The sequence below is a fragment of the Castellaniella caeni NBRC 101664 genome (assembly GCF_001592225.1).
Classification (GTDB): domain Bacteria; phylum Pseudomonadota; class Gammaproteobacteria; order Burkholderiales; family Burkholderiaceae_B; genus Castellaniella; species Castellaniella caeni.
Genome location: NZ_BCWN01000022.1, coordinates 41,690 through 61,814 on the forward strand (window position 1 = coordinate 41,690; position 20,125 = coordinate 61,814).

Consider the following 20,125-nt stretch of genomic DNA (forward strand, 5'->3'; position numbering starts at 1 on the left):
CTGTGGCCGCCGTGCGCCAGCCCGACTGGCCCGCGCGCCGCGAGGCCGCGCGCGCCTCGGTGGCACAGCGCTACGGCTTGCAAACCATGGTCGAGCGCTATCAGACCGTCTGGGCGCGCCTGGCGGCGGATTCTCCCGCCGACGCCGGTGTGGCGGGCCGCCTGGGGCGCTGGCTGCGGGTGCAACGGGCCGCACGCGTTCAGCCGCCGGCCACGGGGACGGCGGTCGTGGGCGGCGAACAGGCCGGGGTTCATGCTGGCATGCAGGTCTCGGCGGCTTCGCGTGACGGCCAGGCCGTGCGCGCGAATCAGGCGCCCCGGCTGCTGTTTTTCATCACCAATCCGGCCTTCCTGGTGTCGCACCGCTTGCCGCTGGCGATCGCCGCGCGCGATGCGGGCTACGACGTACACGTGGCATCCATGGGCGGGCCCGCGGTGGCCCAGCTCGAAGCCCTGGGCCTGACGCACCACACGCTGCCTCTGTCGCGCACCAGCATGCGCCCCTGGACGGAGGCGCGCAGTTTCTGGGCCATCTGGCGCCTGTTGCGCCGCCTGCGGCCCGCCGTGGTGCACGCGGTTACCCTTAAATCGGTGCTCTATGGCGGCATCGCCTGCCGCCTGGCACGCGTGCCCGCCTACGTGGTGGCCATTTCCGGCCTGGGCTACGTCTTCATCCAGAGCCGCGACCTCAAGCGGCGGGTCTTGCGCCGCCTGGCGCTGGTGCTGTACCGCCTGGCGCTGGGCCACGCGCGCTGCCGCGTCATTTTCCAGAACCCCTCCGATCGCGACATGCTGATGCGGGCGGGCGCCGTGCGCCCCGGCCAGGTGGTGATGATCCGCGGTTCGGGTGTCGATCTCGATCAGTTCTCGCCCCGGCCTCTGCCCGACGGGCCTGTCGTGGTGGCGATGGCCGCACGGCTGCTGCGCGACAAGGGCGTGGAAGAATTCGTCGCAGCGGCCCGCCTGTCGGCGGCCCGGGGCGGGGGCGTGATCTGGCGGCTGGCGGGCAGCCCCGACCTCGAAAACCCGGCCTCGGTGCAAGACGCCCAGCTGCAGGCCTGGCAGCGCGAGGGGGTGATCGACTACGTGGGCGAATGCCACGACGTGGCGGCCTTTTATGCCGGCGCCCACATCGTCACCCTGCCGTCGTACCGCGAGGGCCTGCCAAAGTCACTGATCGAGGCGGCGGCCTGCGGGCGCCCGGTGGTCACCACCGACGTGCCGGGCTGCCGCGACGTCATCGAGCCGGGCGTCAGCGGCTTGCTGGTGCCCGCCCGCGATGCCCAGGCGCTGGCCGATGCCGTGGCCCGCCTGGCCGCCGACGCCGATCTGCGCACCCGCATGGGGGCCGCGGGCCGCGCCCTGGCCGAGCGGGACTTTGGCCTGCAGGGCGTGGTGCAGGCGCACCTGGCGGTGTACGACGAGCTGTCAGGCAAGCACCCCCTGTGATCAGGCGTATTTGAGTCGCGTGCCGGTCGGGCAGCGCCGGGCGCTGCCCGAAGTGGCTACGCTGTTTTTGCGCTGGCCGCTGTTTTAAAACGGCAAGGCGCACCCAGGCAGCAAGGCCAGGATGGCCGCGCGAAATTCGCCCTGGATGCGCGCCAGGGCCTCGGGTGTGTCGCCCTCGAAGCGCAGCACCACCACCGGGGTGGTGTTGGATGCCCGGGCCAGGCCAAAGCCGTCGGCGTATTCGGCGCGGATGCCGTCGATCGTCACGCGCCTGATCGCCGTGGGAAACTGCCCCTGGCTTTGCAGCTGCCGCACGAAGGGGTGCGGCTCGCCCTCGCGCATGGCGAGTTTGAGTTCGGGGGTGGAGATGCCCTGCGGCAGGGCTTCGAGCACCCGGCCGGGGTTGGTGCTGCGCGACAGGATTTCGAGCAGGCGGGCGCCGGCGTACAGGCCGTCATCAAAACCGTACCAGCGTTCTTTGAAGAACAAGTGGCCGCTCATTTCGCCTGCCAGCGGCGCACCGGTTTCAGCCAGACGCGCCTTGATGAGCGAGTGCCCGGTCTGCCACATTTCGGGCACGCCGCCCGCGTCGCGGATGGCCTGCCCCAGGTGGCGGCTGCATTTCACGTCGTAGATGATGGACGCGCCCGGTTCGCGCGAGAGCACGTCGCGCGCGAAGAGAATCATTTGCCGGTCGGGCCAGATGATCTGCCCGGATTTGCTCACCACGCCCAGCCGGTCGGCGTCGCCGTCGAAGGCCAGGCCCACTTCGCAGTCGCTGTCGCGCAGGTGGCCGATGAGGTCTTGCAGGTTTTGCGGTTCGGCCGGGTCGGGGTGGTGGTTGGGAAAGCGCCCGTCCACCGTGCAGAAGAGCTCGTCCACCTGGCAGCCCAGCGCGCGAAACAGCCGCCCCGCCGCCACGGCGCCCACGCCGTTGCCGCAGTCGATGGCGATGCGCATGGGGCGCGCGAGCCTGACGTGATCGGCAATGGTGCGCACGTAGGTATCGACCAGGTCTTGCGCAGTGCGGCTGCCCGGCTCGGTGCCCTGGGGCGCGGCGATGTTGGCCATGGCGGCGCGCAGCGCCTGGATGTCGTCGCCGTGCAGGGTACGCCCGCCCATCATCAGCTTGAAGCCGTTGTAGTCAGGCGGGTTGTGGCTGCCCGTGATGGCCACGCCCGAACCGCTGCCGCCTACGTGCGCGGCAAAGTACACCAGCGGGGTGTGGACGAGACCGAGGTCGGTGGTGTCGATGCCGCCCGCGTGCAGGCCGTCTTGCAGGGCGTCGGACAGCGCGGGGCTGCTCAGGCGCCCGTCGTGGCCGACCACCAGGGTGCGGATGCCTTCGTGACGCGCCATGGCCGCCAGGGCCAGCCCCAGGCGCCGTGCAAACGCGGCGTTGAGCTGGCCGGGCACGGTGCCCCGGATGTCGTAGGCTTTGAAGACGGCGGCGGGCAGGGAATCGGTCACGGCAGATCTCGCATGGGAAACGGTAATGGAAGCAGGGCGCGCATCGGGGGCCGTGCAGCGGCGTTTTCCTTGCGTGAAGACGCCAAGCACGCCACCGGGACGCAGCGTCAATTATCGCCCATATACAATGAATCCCTCTTCGCACAGGACATAGGGTTTTCTCGTCATGGATCATCTGAAAGCATTGCGGGCGATGGTGGGTGAGTCGCAGGTTCTGGCCGGGGCCGACGCGCAGCCCTACGCCGTCGATTGGCGCGAACGCTATCGCGGCCAGGCCCTGGCCGTGGTGCGCCCCGCTGCCACCGACGAGGTGGCCGCCGTCGTACGCTACTGCGCGCAGCACGGGGTGCCGGTGATTCCCCAGGGCGGCAACACTGGCCTGTGCGGCGGCGCCACGCCTGACGATAGCGGCACGGCGGTGATCCTGTCGCTGCAGCGCCTCAACCGCGTGCGTGGCATCGACACCGACAACGACACCATGGACGTCGAGGCGGGCTGCGTTCTGCAGGCCGTGCAGCAGGCCGCGCGCGACGCCGGGCGGCTGTTTCCCCTGAGCCTGGCCGCCGAGGGCAGCTGCACGATCGGCGGCAACCTGGCCACCAATGCCGGGGGCACGCAGGTGCTGCGCTACGGCAATATGCGCGAGCTCACCCTGGGGCTGGAAGTAGTCACCGCGCAAGGCGACATCTGGCACGGCCTGCGCGGCCTGCGCAAAGACAATACCGGCTACGATCTGCGCGACCTCTTCATTGGCAGCGAAGGCACGCTGGGCGTCATCACCGCCGCCACGCTCAAGCTGCACCCGCTGCCCGTGGCGCGCTGCACGGCGCTGCTGGCCTTCGATTCCATCGAGTCCGCCATCGCCATGCTGGGGCGCGCGCGCGCGGGCATGGGGGCGTCGCTGACCGGCTTCGAGCTCATGGCGGGCAGCTGCCTCAAAGACGTCGTGCGGTGTTTTCCGCAGCAGCGCCTGCCCTTCGAGGGCCCCTCGGCCGATCTGCCCTGGTACGCCGTGCTCGAGCTCTCCGACAGCGAATCCGAGGCCCATGCGCGCGAGCGCTTCGAGGTCGTGGTGGGCGAAGCCATCGAGGCGGGCATCGTGCTCGACGCCGTGATCGCCGAATCGGTGGCGCAAAGCCACGCCCTGTGGCACCTGCGTGAAAGCATCCCGCTGGCCGAAAAACAGACGGGCAAGAGCATCAAGCACGATGTCTCGATCCCCGTTTCGCGGATGGCCGAGTTCGTGCTGGGCACCAACGCCGCCCTGCAGGCCGCTTTTCCGGGCATCCGCCACGTCATCTTCGGCCATCTGGGCGACGGCAACCTGCACTACAACGTCGCGCGCGGCCCCGAGTGGGCCGAAGGCCAGCTGCTGGCCTGCCAGGATCAGGTCTATGCCCTGGTGCACGACCGGGTCAACGCGGTGGGCGGCTCGATCAGCGCCGAACACGGTGTGGGCCAGCTCAAGCGCGACGCCCTGCCACGCTACAAAGACCCGGTCGAGATGGCCATGATGCATCGCATCAAGGCGGCGCTCGACCCCCAGGGCATCATGAACCCGGGCAAGGTCTTAGTGGCGGATTGATCTGATGCCACCGCACGGCGTCGCGTCTCGTCCGTGGCCGATGCCTGCCGCCTGGTGCGCGCCCCGATAGAGGGGGGCGGCGGGCGGGGCGCGTCGGCACCTTCGAGGCTCACGGGTTATCATGGCGCCATTTTCCCCCTCTCGGAGATTGAATCATGACGATTCAGCGTATTGAACCCGGCAAGCGCATGAGCGGTGCCGTCGTCCACGGCAACACGGTGTACCTCTCGGGCCAGACCGGCACCGGCGACGACGTGCAGGCCCAGGCCCGCTCGGCTCTGGCGCGAGTCGATGAGCTGCTGGCCCAGGTGGGCAGCAGCAAGTCCAAGGTTCTGCAAGCCACGATCTGGCTGCGCGATATGGCCGACTTCGACGCCATGAACCCTGTCTGGGAAGCCTGGATCGACCCGGCCAACCCGCCCGCGCGCGCCACCGGCGAAGCCCGTCTGGCCGCCCCTGGCCTGAAGTTCGAAGTCATCATCGTGGCCGCGCTCGACTGAGCCTGCCAGCCGGGCTGCCAAGAGCCGCCCCGATGCAGACAACCCGCTCAGATGATGTTTCGAGCGGGTTTTTTGCTTTTGTACGCTTCAGCGCTTTTGGCAACCTGGGCAGAAATACGTAGCGCGCTGGCCTTGCACGATACGGCGGATGGGCGTGCCGCAGCGCGGGCAGGGCTGCCCGGCGCGTTCGTACACCGCCGCGTGCAGGGTGAAGTAAGCCCCGGGCGTGCCTTGCGCATTGACGTAGTCGCGCAAGGTGCTGCCGCCCGCTTCGAGCGCTTGCGTGAGCGTGGCCAGAATGGCCGCGTGCAGCTTGGCGCAGCGCGGGCGGGAAATGCGCGCGCCCGGCGTGCGCGGGTCGATCCCCGCCAGGTACAAGGATTCTGACGCGTAGATATTGCCCACCCCCACCACGACACGGCCCGCCAGCAGCAATTGCTTGATGGACTGGCGATGGTCGTGGATGCCCGCGTACAGATGCGCGGGCGTAAAGGCCGGATCGAAGGGTTCCGTACCCAGGGATGCGAGCAGCGGGTGCGCCTCGATGGGCCCCGCCTCGGCAGGGTGCCACAGGACGGCGCCGAAGCGGCGCGGGTCGTGCAGCAGAAACCGGGCATCGTCGAATATCCATTCCACATGGTCGTGCTTGCGCAAGGGCGCGTCGAGCGGCACCCGCCGCAGCGACCCCGACATGCCCAGATGCACGATGAGCGTGCCGTGGGGAAAGCGGATCAAGAGGTATTTGCCCCGGCGTTCGCAGGCCAGCACCCGGGTGCCGCGCAGGATGCCCGGCAGGCTGTCGGGGATGGGCCAGCGCAGCCGTGCATCGTGCACGACCAACTGTCGCAAAATTTGTCCGGGCATGACCGTGGCAATTCCACGACGGGTTGTTTCCACTTCTGGCAGTTCGGGCATGGCGGGGTGATAACATCCTGGTTCGATGATGCAATTTTGCCACTAGACGCGGGCTGTTCTCGCGTTGCGGCCCTGGTTACCGCCAATGAGATTCCCCGCCTCTGTATTGCCCGTGGTGCTGGCCCTGGCTGCTGTGCACGAGACTGCCTGGGCTGCGCCACCGCCGGCACCCGCAGATACGGTGGAAACCATCCGCTTGCGCCCCGGCGAGCCCCCGGCCGTCACGCTCACGCCCGAACTGCTGTACCGCATCCTGGTGGCCGAACTGTCCGCCCAGCAGGGCCAGTACGACGACGCCGCGCAAGAGCTGCTCAGCCTGGCGCGCGACACGCTCGATCCGCGCCTGGCGCACCAGGCCTTCCAGGTGGCCATGTCCGGGCGCAACCTGGCGCTTGCCCTGCAGACGGCGCGCGAGTGGGCCAAGCTCGACCCCGGCAATCCCGAGGCCGTGGCCGCCTCGCTGGCCCTGTCGGCCTCCAGCGGCCAGACCGATGGCCTGGCCAAAACCCTGGCGCGGCGCATCGAATCGGCGGACGACAAAGATCAGGCCATCATCCAGGCCGTGGCGATCGTCTCCAAGATGACCGACAAGCGCCTGGCCCTGGACGTGCTCGACAAGGCGCTGGCGGGGGTCGCCAAGACCTCGGCGCTGGCGCACCTGGCGCTGTCCGATGCCGCCTGGGCCGCGGGCGAGCCCCGCCGCGCCATCGACGAGGCCTACAAGGCGCAGGCGCGCGACCCCGATTCCACCGACGCGGCCCAGCGCATCCTCGAATACGGCCTGCGCGTCGAACCGCGCCAGGCCATCCGCGACACCTACGGCTTCCTGGCCAATCATCCCAACCAGCGGCCCTTGCAGCTGCTGCTGGTCAGCCGACTCACCGGCCAGGGGCAGTTCGACGAAGCCTTGCGCCTGCTGGGGCAGATGCGCAAGCAGACCCCCGAAGACTTCGACCTGCTGTATACCGAGGCCGAGGTCAATGCCCGGGCCGGGCGCTACGATGCCGCCAAGGCCTTGCTGGCCGAATACATTTCCATCGAGCAGCAACGCCGCAAGACCGTGGCCGACGGCGCCTCCAATGCGCAGGCCGACGTGTCCGACGCGCGCCTGCTGCTGGTGCAGATCGCCGAGCGGCAGAACGACCTCAAAGAAGCCATCCGCCAGCTGCAGCGCATCGATGAGCCCACGCTCAAATTCCAGGCGCTCACGCACGAGGCCGTGCTCTACGGCAAGCTGGGCGACCTCGCCCGGGCGCGCGCCACGCTCGACGCCATCAAGCCGGTGGATCGGCGCGAACGGGTGGTGGTGCGCCTCACCCTGGCTTCCATCTACCGCGATGCGGGCCGCACCGACCAGGCCATCGATCTGCTCAAGGCCGCCGATCTCGACATGCCGGACACCGCCGAGATCAAATACGAGCTGGGCATGCTGCTGCAGCAGCAGGGCAAGAAGGCCGAGTTCGAAGCGCTCATGCGCCGCGTCATCCAGCTCGACCCCGACAACGCCAATGCCTACAACTCGCTGGGCTACACCTTCGTCGAAGACAACCGTCAGCTGCCCGAGGCGCGCGACCTGCTCGAACGGGCGCTTGATCTTGATCCCGACAATCCTTACATCCTCGACAGCGTCGGCTGGTATCTGTTTCGCACGCACGACTACCAGGGGGCGCTTGAATACCTGCGGCGTTCGTACGATCAGCTGCCCGCGGCGGATGTTGCCGCGCACCTGGGCGAAACCCTGTGGATGCTCAAGCGCCGCGAAGAAGCCCGACGCATCTGGGCCGAGGGCCTGAAGGCCGATCCCGCCAATGCCACGCTGCTCGATACCCTCAAGCGCCTGCAGGTCAAGCTGCCATGACGGCGCCGGGCTTTTGCTCTGGGCGAGCCGCGTGGGTACGAGGGCAGGGCAAGGTGCCGCGTACCTGGCTGGGCGAACAGGCGGTCGCGCGCCTCTGGCGGCTCGTCTGTGTATCGCTGCTGGCGGCCGGGCTGGCTGCCTGTGCCGCGCCCGCACGCATCGCCGGGCAGGGGCCCGCCTTCGAGCGCCTGGGCCGGTTCGCCGTCAATCTGCAGCCCGTGGCGCAGGCGCCGTACGCGGCGCAAGGCGGGTTTTCCTGGCGTGACGATGGCCGCACCTTGCGGCTCGATCTCAGCACGCCCCTGGGCAGCGTGCTGGCCCGCATCCAGGTCGGCCCCGGCATGGCTGTGCTCGAACGGGCCGACGGCTCGCGCGAGACCGCCGCCTCGCCCGACGATTTGCTGGAACGCCTCTGGGGCCACCCGATGCCGGTGGCCGGGCTGCGCGACTGGATGCGCGGCGCGCCCGAGCCCGGCCAGCCCGTGTTGGGCGCGCAGCGCGACGAACAAGGGCGCCTGACCCGGTTTCAGCAAAATGGCTGGGACGTGCGCCTGTCGTCCTACGACGATCAGGGGCCGCGGCGCATCCGCCTGTTCCGGCAGGACGCCCAGGGCGAGTGGCGCCTGCAGTTCCTCGTGGATCACGGCTGATGGCGGGCAAGCCAGGCGGGCGGTGCGCGTCATTGCCCGATGCAGGGCCACAGGGCGCCGCGTCAGGTGCCATCGAGCCGCTACGGTCGCTGGGGTCGCCGCAGCCAGCCCGGGCGCCGGTGCTCTCGTGCTCGACTTTGTACGACGTGCCGGCTCCCGCCAAGCTCAATCTTTTTTTGCATGTCGTGGGGCGCCGCCCGGATGGCTATCACCAGTTGCAGACGGTGTTCCGCTTCGTCGATCTGTGCGACCGCCTGGATTTCGAGCGCACCGGCGACGGCCTGATCCTGCGCGACGGCGAGACCCTGCCAGGCCTGGCGCCAGAGGCCGACCTGGTGGTGCGCGCCGCGCGCAGTCTGCAGCAGGCCAGCGGTACGCGCTTCGGTGCGCGCATCCGCTGCGCCAAGCACATTCCGGCGGGCGGTGGCCTGGGCGGCGGGTCGAGCGATGCCGCCACCACGCTGATCGCCTTGAACCGCCTGTGGGGCACGGGCCTCACGCGCGCCGATTTGCTGCGCCTGGCCCTGCCGCTGGGGGCCGATGTGCCGGTTTTCGTCTTTGGCCAGTCGGCTTTTGCCGAGGGCGTGGGCGAGCAGTTGCAGGCAGTAGCCCTGCCGCCGCAGGCCTACTGCATCATCCGCCCGCGGGCGCACGTCGAGACCGCGGCCATCTTTCGCGACCCCGATTTGACAAGAAATTCAGAATCGGTAAAAATCTCGGTCTTTACTGATTGGCAAACAGAACACCGCAGCCTTTTTGGCCGCAACGATCTGGAAGCCACGGTCAGTCGGCATCATCCCGTGGTGGCCCAATTATTGGGCGTCATGCGCCACGCAGGCCTGGATGCCCGCATGACAGGTTCGGGTTCGTGCCTGTTTGCCGGGTGCTACGGCATTGCGCAGGCCCGGATGCAACTCGACCGGATTATCAGTAAAATACAGGGCTCATCTGTTGAGCAGGTCGAAGGTTTCTGGGTTTGCCAGGGGCTGGACGACCATCCGCTCAAGAGCTGGCTCGATTGAGCAGTTGGGGAATCGCCAAGCTGGTTAAGGCACCGGATTTTGATTCCGGCATGCGAAGGTTCGAATCCTTCTTCCCCAGCCATCTACTGCAGACACACTTTCAGGCTGTTGAGTCGGCCCCATCGGGGCGCTGGTCAACAGCCTTGTCATTTGACACTCTGGTATCGATACCATGGCACAAGACAGATTCATGATTTTCACCGGCACGGCCAACCCCCGGCTGGCGGTCGATGTGGTTAATCATCTGGATATGTCGCTGGGCAAGATGACGGTAGGCCGCTTCTCCGACGGCGAAGTCATGGTCGAAATCAACGAAAACGTGCGTGGCAAAGACGTCTTCGTGCTGCAGCCCACCTGTGCGCCCACGAACGACAATCTCATGGAAATCATGGTGATGGTCGATGCCCTGCGCCGTGCCTCGGCGCGCAACATCACGGCGGCCATCCCGTATTTCGGCTATGCCCGGCAAGACCGTCGCCCACGTTCGGCACGCGTCTCCATCTCGGCCAAGGTCGTGGCCAACATGCTGCAGTCCGTCGGTGTCGATCGCGTCATGATGATGGATCTCCACGCCGACCAGATCCAGGGTTTCTTCGACATCCCGGTCGACAACATCTACGCCGGCCCCATCCTGCTGGGTGACATCTGGAGCCGCAATTTCCAGAACCTGGTGGTTGTCTCGCCCGACATCGGCGGCGTGGTGCGCGCGCGTGCGCTGGCCAAGCAGCTCGAATCCGACCTCGCCATCATCGACAAGCGCCGTCCGCGCGCCAATGTGTCCGAGGTCATGAACATCATCGGCGACGTCAATGGCCGAACCTGCCTCATCATGGACGACATGGTCGATACCGCCGGCACGTTGTGCAAGGCTGCGCAGGCCCTGAAAGACCGTGGCGCCGGCTCGGTGTACGCCTATTGCACGCACCCCGTGCTGTCGGGCGAGGCCGTCAAGCGCATCCAGGAATCGGCCCTCGACGAAGTGGTCGTCACCGACACCATCCCGCTGTCCGAACCCGCCCGTCAGTGCGGCAAGATCCGCCAGCTGTCGTGCGCCTCGCTGCTGGGTGAAACCATTCTGCGCATCGCCACGGCCGAGTCGGTCAGCTCGCTGTTTGCCGATTGATTTTTTCGTCTCCCGCTGGTCGCGGCGGGGGATTCATCGCAGCTTCGGCTGCTGGTATGCAGGGGCCCACGGGCCCCGTTTTTGGAGTTTTCCATGAAATTCACCGCCACTTCGCGTAGCGTCCAGGGTTCGAGTGCGAGCCGCCGCCTGCGCCGCGCCGGTCGCGTGCCCGCCATCGTTTACGGTGGCAAGTCGGCCCCGGCCAACATCGAACTCGACCACAACGAGATCTACCACGCCCTGAACAAGGAAGAATTCCACGCTTCCATTCTGGACATGGATCTCGACGGCAAGGTCGAGCCCGTGCTGGTGCGTGCCGTGCAATGGCACTCGTATCGCCCCCAGGTTCTGCACGTCGATTTCCAGCGCGTTGACGCGTCGCAAGCCGTCAGCACCAAGGTGCCCGTGCACTATCTCAACGCCGACCAAAGCCCGGCTGTCAAGCTGGCTGGCCAAGTCGTCACGCACGGCCCGGCCGAGCTCGACATCACCTGCCTGCCGGCCAATCTGCCGCAGTTCATCGAGGTTGACCTCAGCGGCATGATCGGCAACTCCCGCGTGCACCTGGCCGACATCACGCTGCCGATCGGCGTGAAGTACGTGCCCCACGGCGACGACGTCAACCCGCTGCTGGCCCAGGCCGCCGCGCCCAAGGGCACGGGCAGCGACGACGATGCCGCCGCGCCCGCCGCCCCGGCTGCCGAGTAAGTCTGCCAGGCCGACTGCCCGATGTTGCATCGGGCGGTGCAAATGCCCGCGTGATGGGACGCCTGTTCCGTTCGCGGGCATTTCTCATCTGGCCGCCGGGTCGTGGGGAGGAACGATTCCTTCCGGCTTGCTTTGCCGAGCTGCGGCTGGGACACAGGTAAAATGCGGGCTGTTGATAATTTTGATCAGATTCCTAGATGACCGCGCCCATCCGCCTCATCGTGGGCCTGGGCAACCCCGGCCCCGAGTATGAAATCACCCGTCATAACGCCGGTTTCTGGCTCGCCGACCACTTTGCCGACGATCTGAAGTGCAATTTCACTTTGGAGAAAGGGTTTTTCGCCTGGGTGGCCAAGGCGCGTCACGCGGGACAGGCCGTGATTCTCGCCAAACCCATCACCTTCATGAACAAATCCGGGCAGGCCGTTGGGGCGCTGGCCAGTTTTTACAAGCTCAAGCCCGAAGAAATCCTGGTGCTGCACGATGAAATGGATCTGCTGCCCGGTGCCGTCAAGCTCAAGTTCGGCGGCGGGCATGCTGGGCACAATGGTCTGAAAGACATCCAGGCGGTGCTGGGCACGCCCAAGTTCTGGCGCCTGCGTATCGGCATCGGGCATCCGCGCAGCCTGGGGCTGGCGCAGTCGGTGATCAACTTCGTGCTGCATCCGCCGCGCAAGGAAGACATGCCCGGCATCGATGAGGTCATCAACCGCTGCCGGGTGCAGCTGCCACGACTGCTGGATGGCGAGTTCGACCGAGCCACCGAGCAGCTGCATCAGGGCAATTAACGTTTTTTGGACTGAACCACATGTTCCCGTGCGGTGTCCGTGATTCTTGCCATGCCGTGTCGCGGTGGCTGGCGATAGCCTGATTCTCGCTGTGGCTTATGCCGGGTCTGGCCGTGTTGTCCGTCTAGACTCGGTGTCGTGGTTGAAGTCGGCTGGCCCAGGATGGCCCGACTCGCGCTTGGCCATCGCGGCTTCCTGTGCGGGAAAGTGCCTGTGGCCGGGCAAGCGTGCGGGCTGGCATGATATGTCGTGTAAGAAGCATCGAGCAGGATTCAGATGACCGTATTGACCCTTCTTCGCCGCCCCGCGGGTTTGCCCACCATGGGCGAGGAAATCGTCGATTTCCTGAAATTCATCGTCCACCCGCGTCCTGGGCCGCGCCTGGCGGCGCATCGCACGGGCCAGGGCCTGCGGGCCGATTTCCGCCTCAATGCGCCCTGGTGGCGCCTGCTGCACTGGGCCGTGCTGTTGTGGATGGTCAATATTTTCGTCTTTGCGCCGCTGGCGCTGTCCGCCGCGCAAGCCAGCGGTGCCGTACACCGGCTCGACATTCATAACCTGCCCTGGCTGACGGCGCTCGTCTGGGCGCCCATCGTCGAAGAACTGACGTTCCGCTATGCCCTGCGGCGGCCCGCCATGATCTGGTGGTTCGTGCCGCTCATGGCCGCCATTCTGATGCAGGGGGCGGGGGCAACGTCCGTGCTGCTGGCCGCCGTGGCCCTGCTGCTGGCCCTGGCACCGTTGTGGTATCCGGCGCAATACCGCTGGCACAACGGCTGGACGGCGGCCTGGCGCTGGCGGCGACGCATGCACCGGGCGTACCCGGTGCTGTTTCACGCGGCTGCCCTGGCGTTTGCCGCCGTGCACTTGTACAACTATCAGCTCAATGCGCTCAATGTGGTGCTGCTGCCCCTGCTGGTGCTGCCTCAGTGGGTCACCGGCCTGGTGCTGGGCTGGATGCGTGTCAAGCGCGGCATCGGCGCTTCGATGGCGTTGCACGCCATCTTCAATGGCGGCCCGTTGCTGCTCATCGGCCTGGTACTGCATTTCCTGCCCGAGGTGGCGGCGTATTGAACCCTAGCGGCTACAATAAGGCCCTGATTTTTCCCTCTTTTCTGATCCAGGAACCCCATGGCACTGCAATGCGGCATCGTTGGTCTGCCCAACGTCGGTAAATCCACTCTGTTCAACGCCCTGACCAAGGCGGGCATTGCCGCGGAAAACTATCCCTTCTGCACCATCGAGCCCAACGTGGGCGTGGTCGAAGTGCCCGATCCGCGCCTGGCCAAGCTGGCCGCCATCGTCAGCCCCGAGCGCATCGTGCCCGCCGTGGTCGAATTCGTGGATATCGCCGGGCTGGTGGCGGGCGCGTCCAAGGGCGAGGGCCTGGGCAACCAGTTTCTGGCCAACATCCGCGAGACCGATGCCATCGTCCACGTGGTGCGCTGCTTCGAAGACGAAAACGTCGTGCACGTGGCTGGGCGCGTCGATCCCATTTCCGACATCGAAGTCATCAATACCGAGCTTGCCCTGGCCGACCTGGCCACTGCCGACAAAATCCTGCAGAAGAACCGCAAGCTGGCCAATTCCGGCGACAAAGAGGCCATCCACCTGGTGGGCCTGCTCGAACGCGTGGTGGCGGCGCTGGATGCGGGCAAATCGGTGCGCAGCCTGGGTCTGGACGACGAAGAGCAGGCGCTCATCAAGGGCTATTGCTTCATTACCGCCAAGCGCGCCATGTACGTGGCCAACGTGCGCGACGACGGCTTCGAGGACAACCCGCACCTGAAAGCCGTGCAAGACTACGCCGCCGCCGAGAGCGCCCCCGTGGTGGCGGTGTGCGCCGCGATTGAGGCCGAAATCGCCGATCTCGACGAAGAAGACAAGGGCGTGTTTCTCGAAGACATGGGCATGACCGAGCCCGGCCTGGATCGCGTCATCCGCGCGGGCTACCAGCTGCTGGGCCTGCAAACCTACTTCACCGCGGGCGTCAAGGAAGTGCGCGCCTGGACGATCCCCGTGGGCGCCACCGCGCCGCAGGCCGCCGGCGTCATCCACACCGACTTCGAGCGCGGCTTCATCCGCGCACAAACCATCGGCTTTGACGATTTCATCGCCTGCAAGGGCGAATCAGGCGCCAAAGAAGCCGGGAAAATGCGCGCCGAAGGCAAGGACTATGTGGTGAAGGATGGGGACGTGATGAACTTCTTGTTCAACGTCTAGCCAGCCAGTCAAATCCGAGATAGTCCGAGTAATACCGAAATGCCCTGTATATGAACTGCACCCCAAAAGTTGGACACTGATCCAACCTTTGGGGTGTTTTTCATGGCGAAATACGATGAGCAATTCAAGCTGTCCGTAGTGCAAAGCTACGAGTCGGGTAGCCAATGAGCAAAGGCGAGGCCGACGCGGGGTATCAGGTGAGCAACGAGCGCACCTTGGAGCTCGGGGGCCAACTGGGCGGGGCCGTGGATCTGATGCGCGTCGCCTTGGGCGAGTGCCATAGCTTGGCCGCTATCTACGCGAAGGCTCCGACGGCGGAAGAGCTGTACGGGGAATGAAGCAGGGCACCCTTGCCAAATTCCCATGCTGCAAGCCCCTTGAATATATACGCAACTTGCGTATAATTTAAGCGATGAAGGCCGTCTTCGTCGAACTGCCCGCCTTCACCCGCTACAGGGCCGACTATCTGGACGACGAGGGTTTCCGTGGCCTCCAAGAGGCCATGATGAAGAACCCCGAAGCTGGGGACGTGATCGAGGGCACGGGCGGCCTGCGCAAGCTGCGGCACGGCGACCCGCGCCGAGGCAAGGGCAAGCGAGGCGGCTTGCGGGTGATCTATTACTGGTGGGATGGCGGCTCGCAATTTTGGCTGTTCACCCTGTACGACAAGGACGAAATGGCCGACTTGAGCCCCGACGAGAAGAAGGCGCTCAAGGGGATGTTGAAAGCGGAATTGGAGGCGAGGCGATGAAAAAGCGGGATCTGTTTGCAGAGATTGCCGAGGGCTTCGATGCCCTGACGAACGCGCGCGCCGGCAAACAGACGCTGCGCACGCACGAGGTGGAAATTCACCCAGCGCCGGACGTGACCGCCGACGAACTGCTTGCCCTGCGCGAACGCCTGCACCTGTCGCGCCCGGTGTTCGCCCGTTACCTGCGCACCAACCCCCGCACCCTGGAAAACTGGGAGCAAGGCCGAGCCAAGCCCAACGCCCAGGCCGCCCTGCTGATCCGCTTGGTCGAGAAATTCCCCGACACGGTGGAACGGCTGGCGGTGGTGTGACGGATTTTCAAAAGCGGGTATGAAAGTGGATACGAAATGACCGTGCCAGCCAGTGCAGCAAGCAATGAAGCGGATTGCAGCCCGTTCTTCCCGTTTAACGTCTAAGGGCTATATCGAGCATGGAGGCACAGGCCGGGGGACATATTGGTGTCTGTCGCCCGCGCTGTACCGCCGCTTGGCAGGCGACGGACAGGGTGAAAAGCGCCGTCGGATCGACTGGGATGCGGCCAAGGTTCGTGTGCTCAGCATCCTGATGGAGCGCGCCAGGCGCGGTGAGCCTGGATTGAGTAACCAGGAAATCCGGCAGATCACGCACTATGATCGGAGCCAGTCAAGAAGGCTGATGCAGGAGCTTCAGGCGGAACACCCAGATCTTCAGCAAGTCGGTGAACGTTGCTGAACCCGCTATGAGTATGTCATTGCGCGCGAGCATTGATTCGAGCATAGAATCTGGCCTATGAAATTTCTATGCGGTTTTGCATATGAGTGCCCATAGGTGATCGTATGGTCAAGCTCGTGGTTGTGCTCGCGAGCGTAGCGGCACGGTAGCCCCTCACGCCTATCCTAAGGGTTTCTCTCGATACCCATTGAATCTTGAATTGTTAACATGTTAGCTTTAGAGGCAGGCTGAAAAAACCTGCCAGGCATGTTTTGATTCAGGAGACCTTGCGTGAACACTACCCCTCGTATTCCGGCGCTTGCGCCGTTGGCCCAGTGGCTGCGGGCCGCCAGTCTGCCGCTGGCGGGTGCGGCCTTACTGGCTTTGGCGGCTGGCCCGGTGCTGGCGGCGTCGAGTGATGCCGCGTCGGCCAAGACGGTGGCTGCCGCACCCGCCGCGGCTGTGGCAACCCCCTACGTCCAGCTGCTGGGCACCAAGGGCGGGCCGTCGCTGCTCACGCCCAAGGCCTTGCCGCAATCCAGTGCCATCGTTACGCCTGATGGCATCATCGTGGTGGATGCCGGCTACGGCGCCAGCTACCGGTTGGTGCAGTCCAAGCTCAAGCTGCGCGACATCCGCGCCATTTACATCACGCACCTGCACAGCGATCACGTGGTCGACTACCCGGCGCTGCTGATGAACGCGTGGGCCACCGGGCTCAAGCATCCGATTGCGGTCTATGGCCCCAAGGGGACGAAGGCCATGACGGAATACACCTGGAAGGCCTTTGAAGACGACATCGAAAAGCGCATCAAGGATGAAGGCAAGCCCGACCCGCGCAAGCTGGTCACGGTGACCGAGATCGACGAAGGCCCCATCGATACCCAGGGGGCGTCGGTGCAGGCGGCGGCGTTGCGCGTCTGGCACCCGCCCTTTGCCGATGGCGAGGCCTATGCCTACCGCTTCAAGACGGGCGGGCGCACCATCGTCTTTACCGGCGATCTGCACGAGTTTCCCAAGGGGTTCAGCCAGTTTGCCCAGCAGGCCGACCTGCTGGTAAGCGAGGCGGCAGAGCCCGCCGCGCTTGAAAACCTGGCCAAGCGGGTGGGCAATGGCGACAAGAATTTCGCCAAGGCCATCTTGTCGCACCACGTCACCACCGAGCAGGTGGGGCAGGCTGCCGCGCAGGCCAAGGTCAAGCAAGTGGTCATCAGCCACCTTGTGCCGGCGGACGACCCCAGCATCACCGATCAAGACTGGATCAACGGGGTCGCCAAGGCCTATCACGGCCCCGTTACTGTTGGCCACGACCTGATGCGCATCGACTTTGCCCAGTAAAAGCCGAAGCCCTGCGGAATAAGGGCAGGGCAGGCGCGCCAACCTTGCCCGCATGGCGACGTGCGTCGCCGCCTGATGGGTGGTGAGATCATGGCGCCAGGATGCGCGGCAGCGCCGCCGCGTATTCGGCCAGTACCGCGTCGCCGTGCCCCTGGTAGCTGGCGCCGTGCATGATGGCCAGGCAGCGGGGGCGCAGCGCGGCCAGGCGCATCAGGGTCGGCTGCGTGTGTGGCGTGCAGGGGATCGGATCCCGAAACGGGGTCTGCTGGCCCTCTTGCAGGTCGTGGATGGCGGCGTCCAGGACGGCCTCGTCCACCGGGGCCGGGTTGCCGCGCTGCAGCAGCAGGTCTGAACAGAACAGGGTGCTTTCGGTTTCGTCGAAGAGCAGGGTGGATTCCCAGCTGTGGGGCACGTAAGGAGTGACGAGAAAGCGTACGATGTGGCGCCCGAGGCATAGCTGGTCGCCGTCTTCCAGAATGCGCGGTGGGCGGCTGATGTTGTCGTTGATGCCGGTGACGGCGGCCAGCAGTCCGGACAGTGCCGTCGCGTGCGGCGCGGCGTCCAGCCAGTGGTTCAGCGCGCCGTTTTCGTCGGCCTCGTTGTGGCTGAAGCCGATCCAGCGCAGGGTGTGGATGTCGATCAGCGATTCGACTGCGGCCCGCACTGCGGGAAACAGGGCATTTTGCCCCGTGTGATACAGCAAAGGCTGTTCGTCGCGGATCAGGAACTGATTGAATTGCAGGTTGGCTTCCGGCACGAAGGTGGAGATGCGGAAGATGTCGGGGGCGATTTCATAGACGGAGCTCATGGGTGGTCTCCCGCGGTTCAATGCCATGAAGATACACCCGTGCCCATGGGTTTGCGTGTATTGCCAATACAGACATAGGCTTATGTCGTCTGCCGTATTGGATAAAGTAACGTTGGATCCGCTCTCGAGATATTGATCTGAAAGATAGGAAATGATGCTTCAGGAAATGCCAGTCAAACCCTTGCCCGTGATGTTGCCCCCCGACCTGCTCGCTTTCCTGCCTTGCCCGACGCCTGCGGCCTGGGTGCAAGCCGCCCTGGCACAGCAGGACGTGCTGCTGCTCGATCACCGCAATTGCGAGCTGAAGGCGGCGGCCTCGGCCATGAGCCTCATTGCCCGCTACAGCCATGACGCGCAGCTGGCCATGTCCCTGTCCAAGCTCGCGCGCGAAGAGCTGGTGCATCACGAGCAGGTCTTGCGGCTGTTGAAACGCCGCAACATCGCGTTGCGCCCGCTCACGGCCAGCCGCTATGCCGTGGGCCTGCGCGCCGCCGTGCGCACGCACGAGCCCGCCAAGCTGGTGGATACCCTGGTGGTGGGGGCCTTCATCGAGGCCCGTTCCTGCGAACGCTTTGCCGCCCTGGTGCCGCATCTGGACGACGAACTGGCGGCCTTTTATGCGGGGCTGCTGCAGTCCGAGGCGCGGCATTACGACAATTACCTGCAGTTTGCCCGGCGCTTTGGTGGCGAGGCCGACGTGCGGCGCACCGTCGATCGCATCCGCCCGATCGAACAATCCCTCATCGAATCGCCGGACGCCGAGTTCCGCTTTCATAGCGGCTGCCCCGCGTCCGGCGCCTGACTCCGCCGGCTGTCGCCTGGCCGCGCGGGGGGGCACCGCCGCCCGTGGTCTCCGCGTTCTACCGTCGTCCGGACAGCTTATTTAGCCTGCTGTTCCATCCAGGTTTCGATGGGCATGGGGCGCGCCATCCAGAAGCCTTGCAGCGCATCGCAGCCGTGCTGGAACAGGAACTCGGCCTGGGTGGCCATTTCGATGCCCTCGGCGACCACGCGCAGGCCCAGTTGCCGCGCCATGCCCAGAATCATCTGGATGATGGCCTGGCTGTCCATGTTTTCCGGCAAGTCCTGCACCTGGCTCTTGTCGATTTTCAGTTCGTCGATGGGCAGCCGCCTGAGATAGGTCAGGTTGGTGAAGCCCGCGCCGAAATCGTCGATGGAAAAGCGGATGCCCAGCTGGTTCAGCTCTCGCATGTGCTGGGCGGCGATCTCCAGGTCGTCCAGCCAGGCTTCTTCGGTGATCTCGAAGATCAGGCGGCTGGCGGGGGCCCCGGTCTTGTCCAGGATGGTCTTGACGGCAGCGACGAAGTCGGGCTGCAGCAGGCTCTGGGGACTGATGTTGACGGAAAGCGGGTGGTTGACGCCGCGCTGTTGCAGCGCCACCAGGGTTTTGCAGGCAACCCGTAGCGACCAGCACGTCAGCTGGCGCATCAGGCCCGCCTCGGCGGCGATGGGAATGAATTGCGCGGGGGAAATGCTGCCACGCACCGGGTGCGTCCAGCGTGCCAGCAGCTCGGCCCCCGTGACCTGTCCGTGCTGGCCGTATTGCGGCTGCAAGACCATGTGCAGCTGCGAGGCTTTCAGCGCGGCGGCCAGGTCGCGTTCCAGCGACAGGCGTTCTGTGATTCTGGTCTGGATGCGCGAGTTGAAGAAGACGATGCAATTGCCGCCCTTTTCCTCGGCCATGTGCAAGGCCATCCCGGCTTCCTGCAGTACCTGGCTGATTTTCGCGCTGTGTTCGTCCAGTATGGTCAGCCCGATGCTCACCTGGATGAAGAGCGAGACCTCGCCCGTCTGGAACGGCTCTTCGGTCAGGATGCTGTGCAGTTTTTCGGCGGTCTTCAGGGCGCTGCTGGCGGCAGCCAGGCGATCTGTGCCGAGCAGGGCCAGCAGCACCATGAATTCGTCGCCATTGGTGTGTGAAACCATGTCGCAAGGCTGGATGGCACCCGTCAGGCGCCGACCGATTTCGTGCAGGATCAGGTCGCCCGCGTCCAGGCCGTAGGTTTCGTTGATCTTGCGAAAGCCGTCGATGTCCAGCACCAGCACGGCGCCCAGCACCTTTTTCTTCCGCACGAGATCGACCAGGGTCTGGTCGATATATTTGATGAACATCTGGCGTTGTGGCAGTTCTGTCACAGGGTCATAAGAAGCTATGGGGTGCATCACCTACCTACCATCCTTGTTGTGACTGTGGTGCCGGGACGTTGTGCGCCAGTACAGAAAACCG

The 20,125-nt window shown here is 65.5% G+C and carries 21 protein-coding genes and 1 tRNA gene; 18 read left to right on the top strand and 4 right to left on the bottom strand.

Annotation, left to right across the window (positions count from 1 at the left end; translation table 11 throughout):
• Nucleotides 1–260 precede the first annotated feature (260 nt).
• Nucleotides 261–1,448, top strand: coding sequence for a glycosyltransferase family 4 protein (locus tag CCA01S_RS16325; RefSeq protein WP_066459110.1), 1,188 nt, complete (start codon nt 261–263; stop codon nt 1,446–1,448).
• An 84-nt stretch (nt 1,449–1,532) separates the two neighbouring features.
• Here CCA01S_RS16325 and CCA01S_RS12655 read toward each other — a convergent pair whose 3' ends face one another.
• Entirely contained in the window at nt 1,533–2,918 is a 1,386-nt protein-coding gene (locus CCA01S_RS12655) for a phosphomannomutase/phosphoglucomutase (protein WP_066459075.1), read from the bottom strand.
• A gap of 166 nt (nt 2,919–3,084) precedes the next feature.
• Here CCA01S_RS12655 and CCA01S_RS12660 point away from each other — a divergent pair, with 166 nt between their 5' ends.
• Both CCA01S_RS12660 and CCA01S_RS12665 read left to right on the top strand, forming a co-directional pair.
• Nucleotides 3,085–4,503, top strand: a complete 1,419-nt coding sequence (locus tag CCA01S_RS12660; RefSeq protein WP_066459077.1) for an FAD-binding oxidoreductase — start codon at nt 3,085–3,087, stop codon at nt 4,501–4,503.
• A gap of 155 nt (nt 4,504–4,658) precedes the next feature.
• Nucleotides 4,659–5,003, top strand: coding sequence for a RidA family protein (locus CCA01S_RS12665; protein ID WP_066459079.1), 345 nt, complete (start codon nt 4,659–4,661; stop codon nt 5,001–5,003).
• An 87-nt stretch (nt 5,004–5,090) separates the two neighbouring features.
• Here the strand turns inward: CCA01S_RS12665 and mutM are convergent, their stop codons facing one another.
• On the bottom strand, nt 5,091–5,918 hold the full coding sequence (mutM, locus tag CCA01S_RS12670; protein WP_066459081.1) for a bifunctional DNA-formamidopyrimidine glycosylase/DNA-(apurinic or apyrimidinic site) lyase: 828 nt from the start codon (nt 5,916–5,918) through the stop codon (nt 5,091–5,093).
• 85 nt (nt 5,919–6,003) lie between these two features.
• On the opposite strand from mutM, the gene CCA01S_RS12675 reads away from it, so the two are divergent.
• From CCA01S_RS12675 to CCA01S_RS12730, 14 genes are all read left to right on the top strand, one after another.
• A complete protein-coding gene (locus tag CCA01S_RS12675) occupies nt 6,004–7,776 on the top strand; it encodes a tetratricopeptide repeat protein (RefSeq protein ID WP_066459085.1) in 1,773 nt (590 codons plus the stop codon).
• Nucleotides 7,777–7,829: 53 nt separating this feature from the next.
• Nucleotides 7,830–8,426: an outer membrane lipoprotein LolB gene (locus CCA01S_RS12680; RefSeq protein WP_232305121.1), complete on the top strand. Its 597-nt coding sequence runs from the start codon at nt 7,830–7,832 to the stop codon at nt 8,424–8,426.
• 119 nt (nt 8,427–8,545) lie between these two features.
• The gene (gene ispE / locus CCA01S_RS12685) at nt 8,546–9,448 is read left to right on the top strand and encodes a 4-(cytidine 5'-diphospho)-2-C-methyl-D-erythritol kinase (RefSeq protein ID WP_066459086.1); all 903 of its coding nucleotides are present in this window, start codon (nt 8,546–8,548) and stop codon (nt 9,446–9,448) included.
• 5 nt (nt 9,449–9,453) lie between these two features.
• A tRNA-Gln gene (locus CCA01S_RS12690) sits at nt 9,454–9,530 on the top strand.
• Nucleotides 9,531–9,620: 90 nt separating this feature from the next.
• On the top strand, nt 9,621–10,571 hold the full coding sequence (locus CCA01S_RS12695) for a ribose-phosphate pyrophosphokinase (protein WP_066459087.1): 951 nt from the start codon (nt 9,621–9,623) through the stop codon (nt 10,569–10,571).
• Nucleotides 10,572–10,664: 93 nt separating this feature from the next.
• On the top strand, nt 10,665–11,279 hold the full coding sequence (locus CCA01S_RS12700) for a 50S ribosomal protein L25/general stress protein Ctc (protein WP_066459088.1): 615 nt from the start codon (nt 10,665–10,667) through the stop codon (nt 11,277–11,279).
• Between the two features lie 197 nt (nt 11,280–11,476).
• Nucleotides 11,477–12,067, top strand: coding sequence for an aminoacyl-tRNA hydrolase (pth, locus tag CCA01S_RS12705; RefSeq protein WP_066459089.1), 591 nt, complete (start codon nt 11,477–11,479; stop codon nt 12,065–12,067).
• Between the two features lie 276 nt (nt 12,068–12,343).
• Entirely contained in the window at nt 12,344–13,141 is a 798-nt protein-coding gene (locus CCA01S_RS12710) for a CPBP family glutamic-type intramembrane protease (protein WP_066459091.1), read from the top strand.
• Nucleotides 13,142–13,198: 57 nt separating this feature from the next.
• A complete protein-coding gene (gene ychF, locus CCA01S_RS12715) occupies nt 13,199–14,290 on the top strand; it encodes a redox-regulated ATPase YchF (RefSeq protein ID WP_066459093.1) in 1,092 nt (363 codons plus the stop codon).
• 164 nt (nt 14,291–14,454) lie between these two features.
• The gene (locus tag CCA01S_RS15690) at nt 14,455–14,628 is read left to right on the top strand and encodes a hypothetical protein (RefSeq protein ID WP_157076542.1); all 174 of its coding nucleotides are present in this window, start codon (nt 14,455–14,457) and stop codon (nt 14,626–14,628) included.
• Nucleotides 14,629–14,702: 74 nt separating this feature from the next.
• Nucleotides 14,703–15,041, top strand: coding sequence for a type II toxin-antitoxin system RelE/ParE family toxin (locus CCA01S_RS12720; protein ID WP_066459095.1), 339 nt, complete (start codon nt 14,703–14,705; stop codon nt 15,039–15,041).
• The gene (locus tag CCA01S_RS12725; RefSeq protein WP_066459096.1) at nt 15,038–15,352 is read left to right on the top strand and encodes a helix-turn-helix domain-containing protein; all 315 of its coding nucleotides are present in this window, start codon (nt 15,038–15,040) and stop codon (nt 15,350–15,352) included. Before CCA01S_RS12720 ends, CCA01S_RS12725 begins: the two co-directional genes overlap by 4 nt.
• Before the next feature lie 64 nt (nt 15,353–15,416).
• A complete protein-coding gene (locus CCA01S_RS15365; protein WP_180984188.1) occupies nt 15,417–15,752 on the top strand; it encodes a hypothetical protein in 336 nt (111 codons plus the stop codon).
• 270 nt (nt 15,753–16,022) lie between these two features.
• Nucleotides 16,023–17,069 carry an MBL fold metallo-hydrolase gene (locus CCA01S_RS12730; protein WP_198150013.1) on the top strand — a complete coding sequence of 349 codons (1,047 nt, stop codon included), beginning with the start codon at nt 16,023–16,025 and terminating at the stop codon, nt 17,067–17,069.
• A gap of 88 nt (nt 17,070–17,157) precedes the next feature.
• On the opposite strand, the gene CCA01S_RS12735 is transcribed toward CCA01S_RS12730, so the two are convergent.
• A complete protein-coding gene (locus CCA01S_RS12735) occupies nt 17,158–17,877 on the bottom strand; it encodes an oxygen-binding di-iron domain-containing protein (protein ID WP_066459097.1) in 720 nt (239 codons plus the stop codon).
• 166 nt (nt 17,878–18,043) lie between these two features.
• On the opposite strand from CCA01S_RS12735, the gene CCA01S_RS12740 reads away from it, so the two are divergent.
• Nucleotides 18,044–18,679 (top strand): MiaE family protein, encoded by a 636-nt coding sequence (locus CCA01S_RS12740; RefSeq protein ID WP_232305122.1) that lies wholly within the window; start codon nt 18,044–18,046, stop codon nt 18,677–18,679.
• A gap of 77 nt (nt 18,680–18,756) precedes the next feature.
• Here the strand turns inward: CCA01S_RS12740 and CCA01S_RS12745 are convergent, their stop codons facing one another.
• Nucleotides 18,757–20,061, bottom strand: a complete 1,305-nt coding sequence (locus tag CCA01S_RS12745; protein ID WP_084386745.1) for a putative bifunctional diguanylate cyclase/phosphodiesterase — start codon at nt 20,059–20,061, stop codon at nt 18,757–18,759.
• Nucleotides 20,062–20,125 lie beyond the last annotated feature (64 nt).

Bases quoted from the DNA above. Each gene is read 5' to 3' on its own strand.
- CCA01S_RS12735 (WP_066459097.1), bottom strand. From the start codon at position 17,877: ATGAGCTCCGTCTATGAAATCGCCCCCGACATCTTCCGCATCTCCACC.
- CCA01S_RS15365 (WP_180984188.1), top strand. From the start codon at position 15,417: ATGAAGCGGATTGCAGCCCGTTCTTCCCGTTTAACGTCTAAGGGCTAT.
- CCA01S_RS12710 (WP_066459091.1), top strand. From the start codon at position 12,344: ATGACCGTATTGACCCTTCTTCGCCGCCCCGCGGGTTTGCCCACCATG.
- CCA01S_RS16325 (WP_066459110.1), top strand. From the start codon at position 261: ATGCAGGTCTCGGCGGCTTCGCGTGACGGCCAGGCCGTGCGCGCGAAT.
- ychF (WP_066459093.1), top strand. From the start codon at position 13,199: ATGGCACTGCAATGCGGCATCGTTGGTCTGCCCAACGTCGGTAAATCC.
- CCA01S_RS12745 (WP_084386745.1), bottom strand. From the start codon at position 20,061: ATGCACCCCATAGCTTCTTATGACCCTGTGACAGAACTGCCACAACGC.
- CCA01S_RS12725 (WP_066459096.1), top strand. From the start codon at position 15,038: ATGAAAAAGCGGGATCTGTTTGCAGAGATTGCCGAGGGCTTCGATGCC.
- CCA01S_RS12700 (WP_066459088.1), top strand. From the start codon at position 10,665: ATGAAATTCACCGCCACTTCGCGTAGCGTCCAGGGTTCGAGTGCGAGC.
- CCA01S_RS12740 (WP_232305122.1), top strand. From the start codon at position 18,044: ATGCCAGTCAAACCCTTGCCCGTGATGTTGCCCCCCGACCTGCTCGCT.
- pth (WP_066459089.1), top strand. From the start codon at position 11,477: ATGACCGCGCCCATCCGCCTCATCGTGGGCCTGGGCAACCCCGGCCCC.
- CCA01S_RS12675 (WP_066459085.1), top strand. From the start codon at position 6,004: ATGAGATTCCCCGCCTCTGTATTGCCCGTGGTGCTGGCCCTGGCTGCT.
- CCA01S_RS12665 (WP_066459079.1), top strand. From the start codon at position 4,659: ATGACGATTCAGCGTATTGAACCCGGCAAGCGCATGAGCGGTGCCGTC.
- CCA01S_RS15690 (WP_157076542.1), top strand. From the start codon at position 14,455: ATGAGCAAAGGCGAGGCCGACGCGGGGTATCAGGTGAGCAACGAGCGC.
- CCA01S_RS12720 (WP_066459095.1), top strand. From the start codon at position 14,703: ATGAAGGCCGTCTTCGTCGAACTGCCCGCCTTCACCCGCTACAGGGCC.
- mutM (WP_066459081.1), bottom strand. From the start codon at position 5,918: ATGCCCGAACTGCCAGAAGTGGAAACAACCCGTCGTGGAATTGCCACG.
- CCA01S_RS12660 (WP_066459077.1), top strand. From the start codon at position 3,085: ATGGATCATCTGAAAGCATTGCGGGCGATGGTGGGTGAGTCGCAGGTT.
- CCA01S_RS12695 (WP_066459087.1), top strand. From the start codon at position 9,621: ATGGCACAAGACAGATTCATGATTTTCACCGGCACGGCCAACCCCCGG.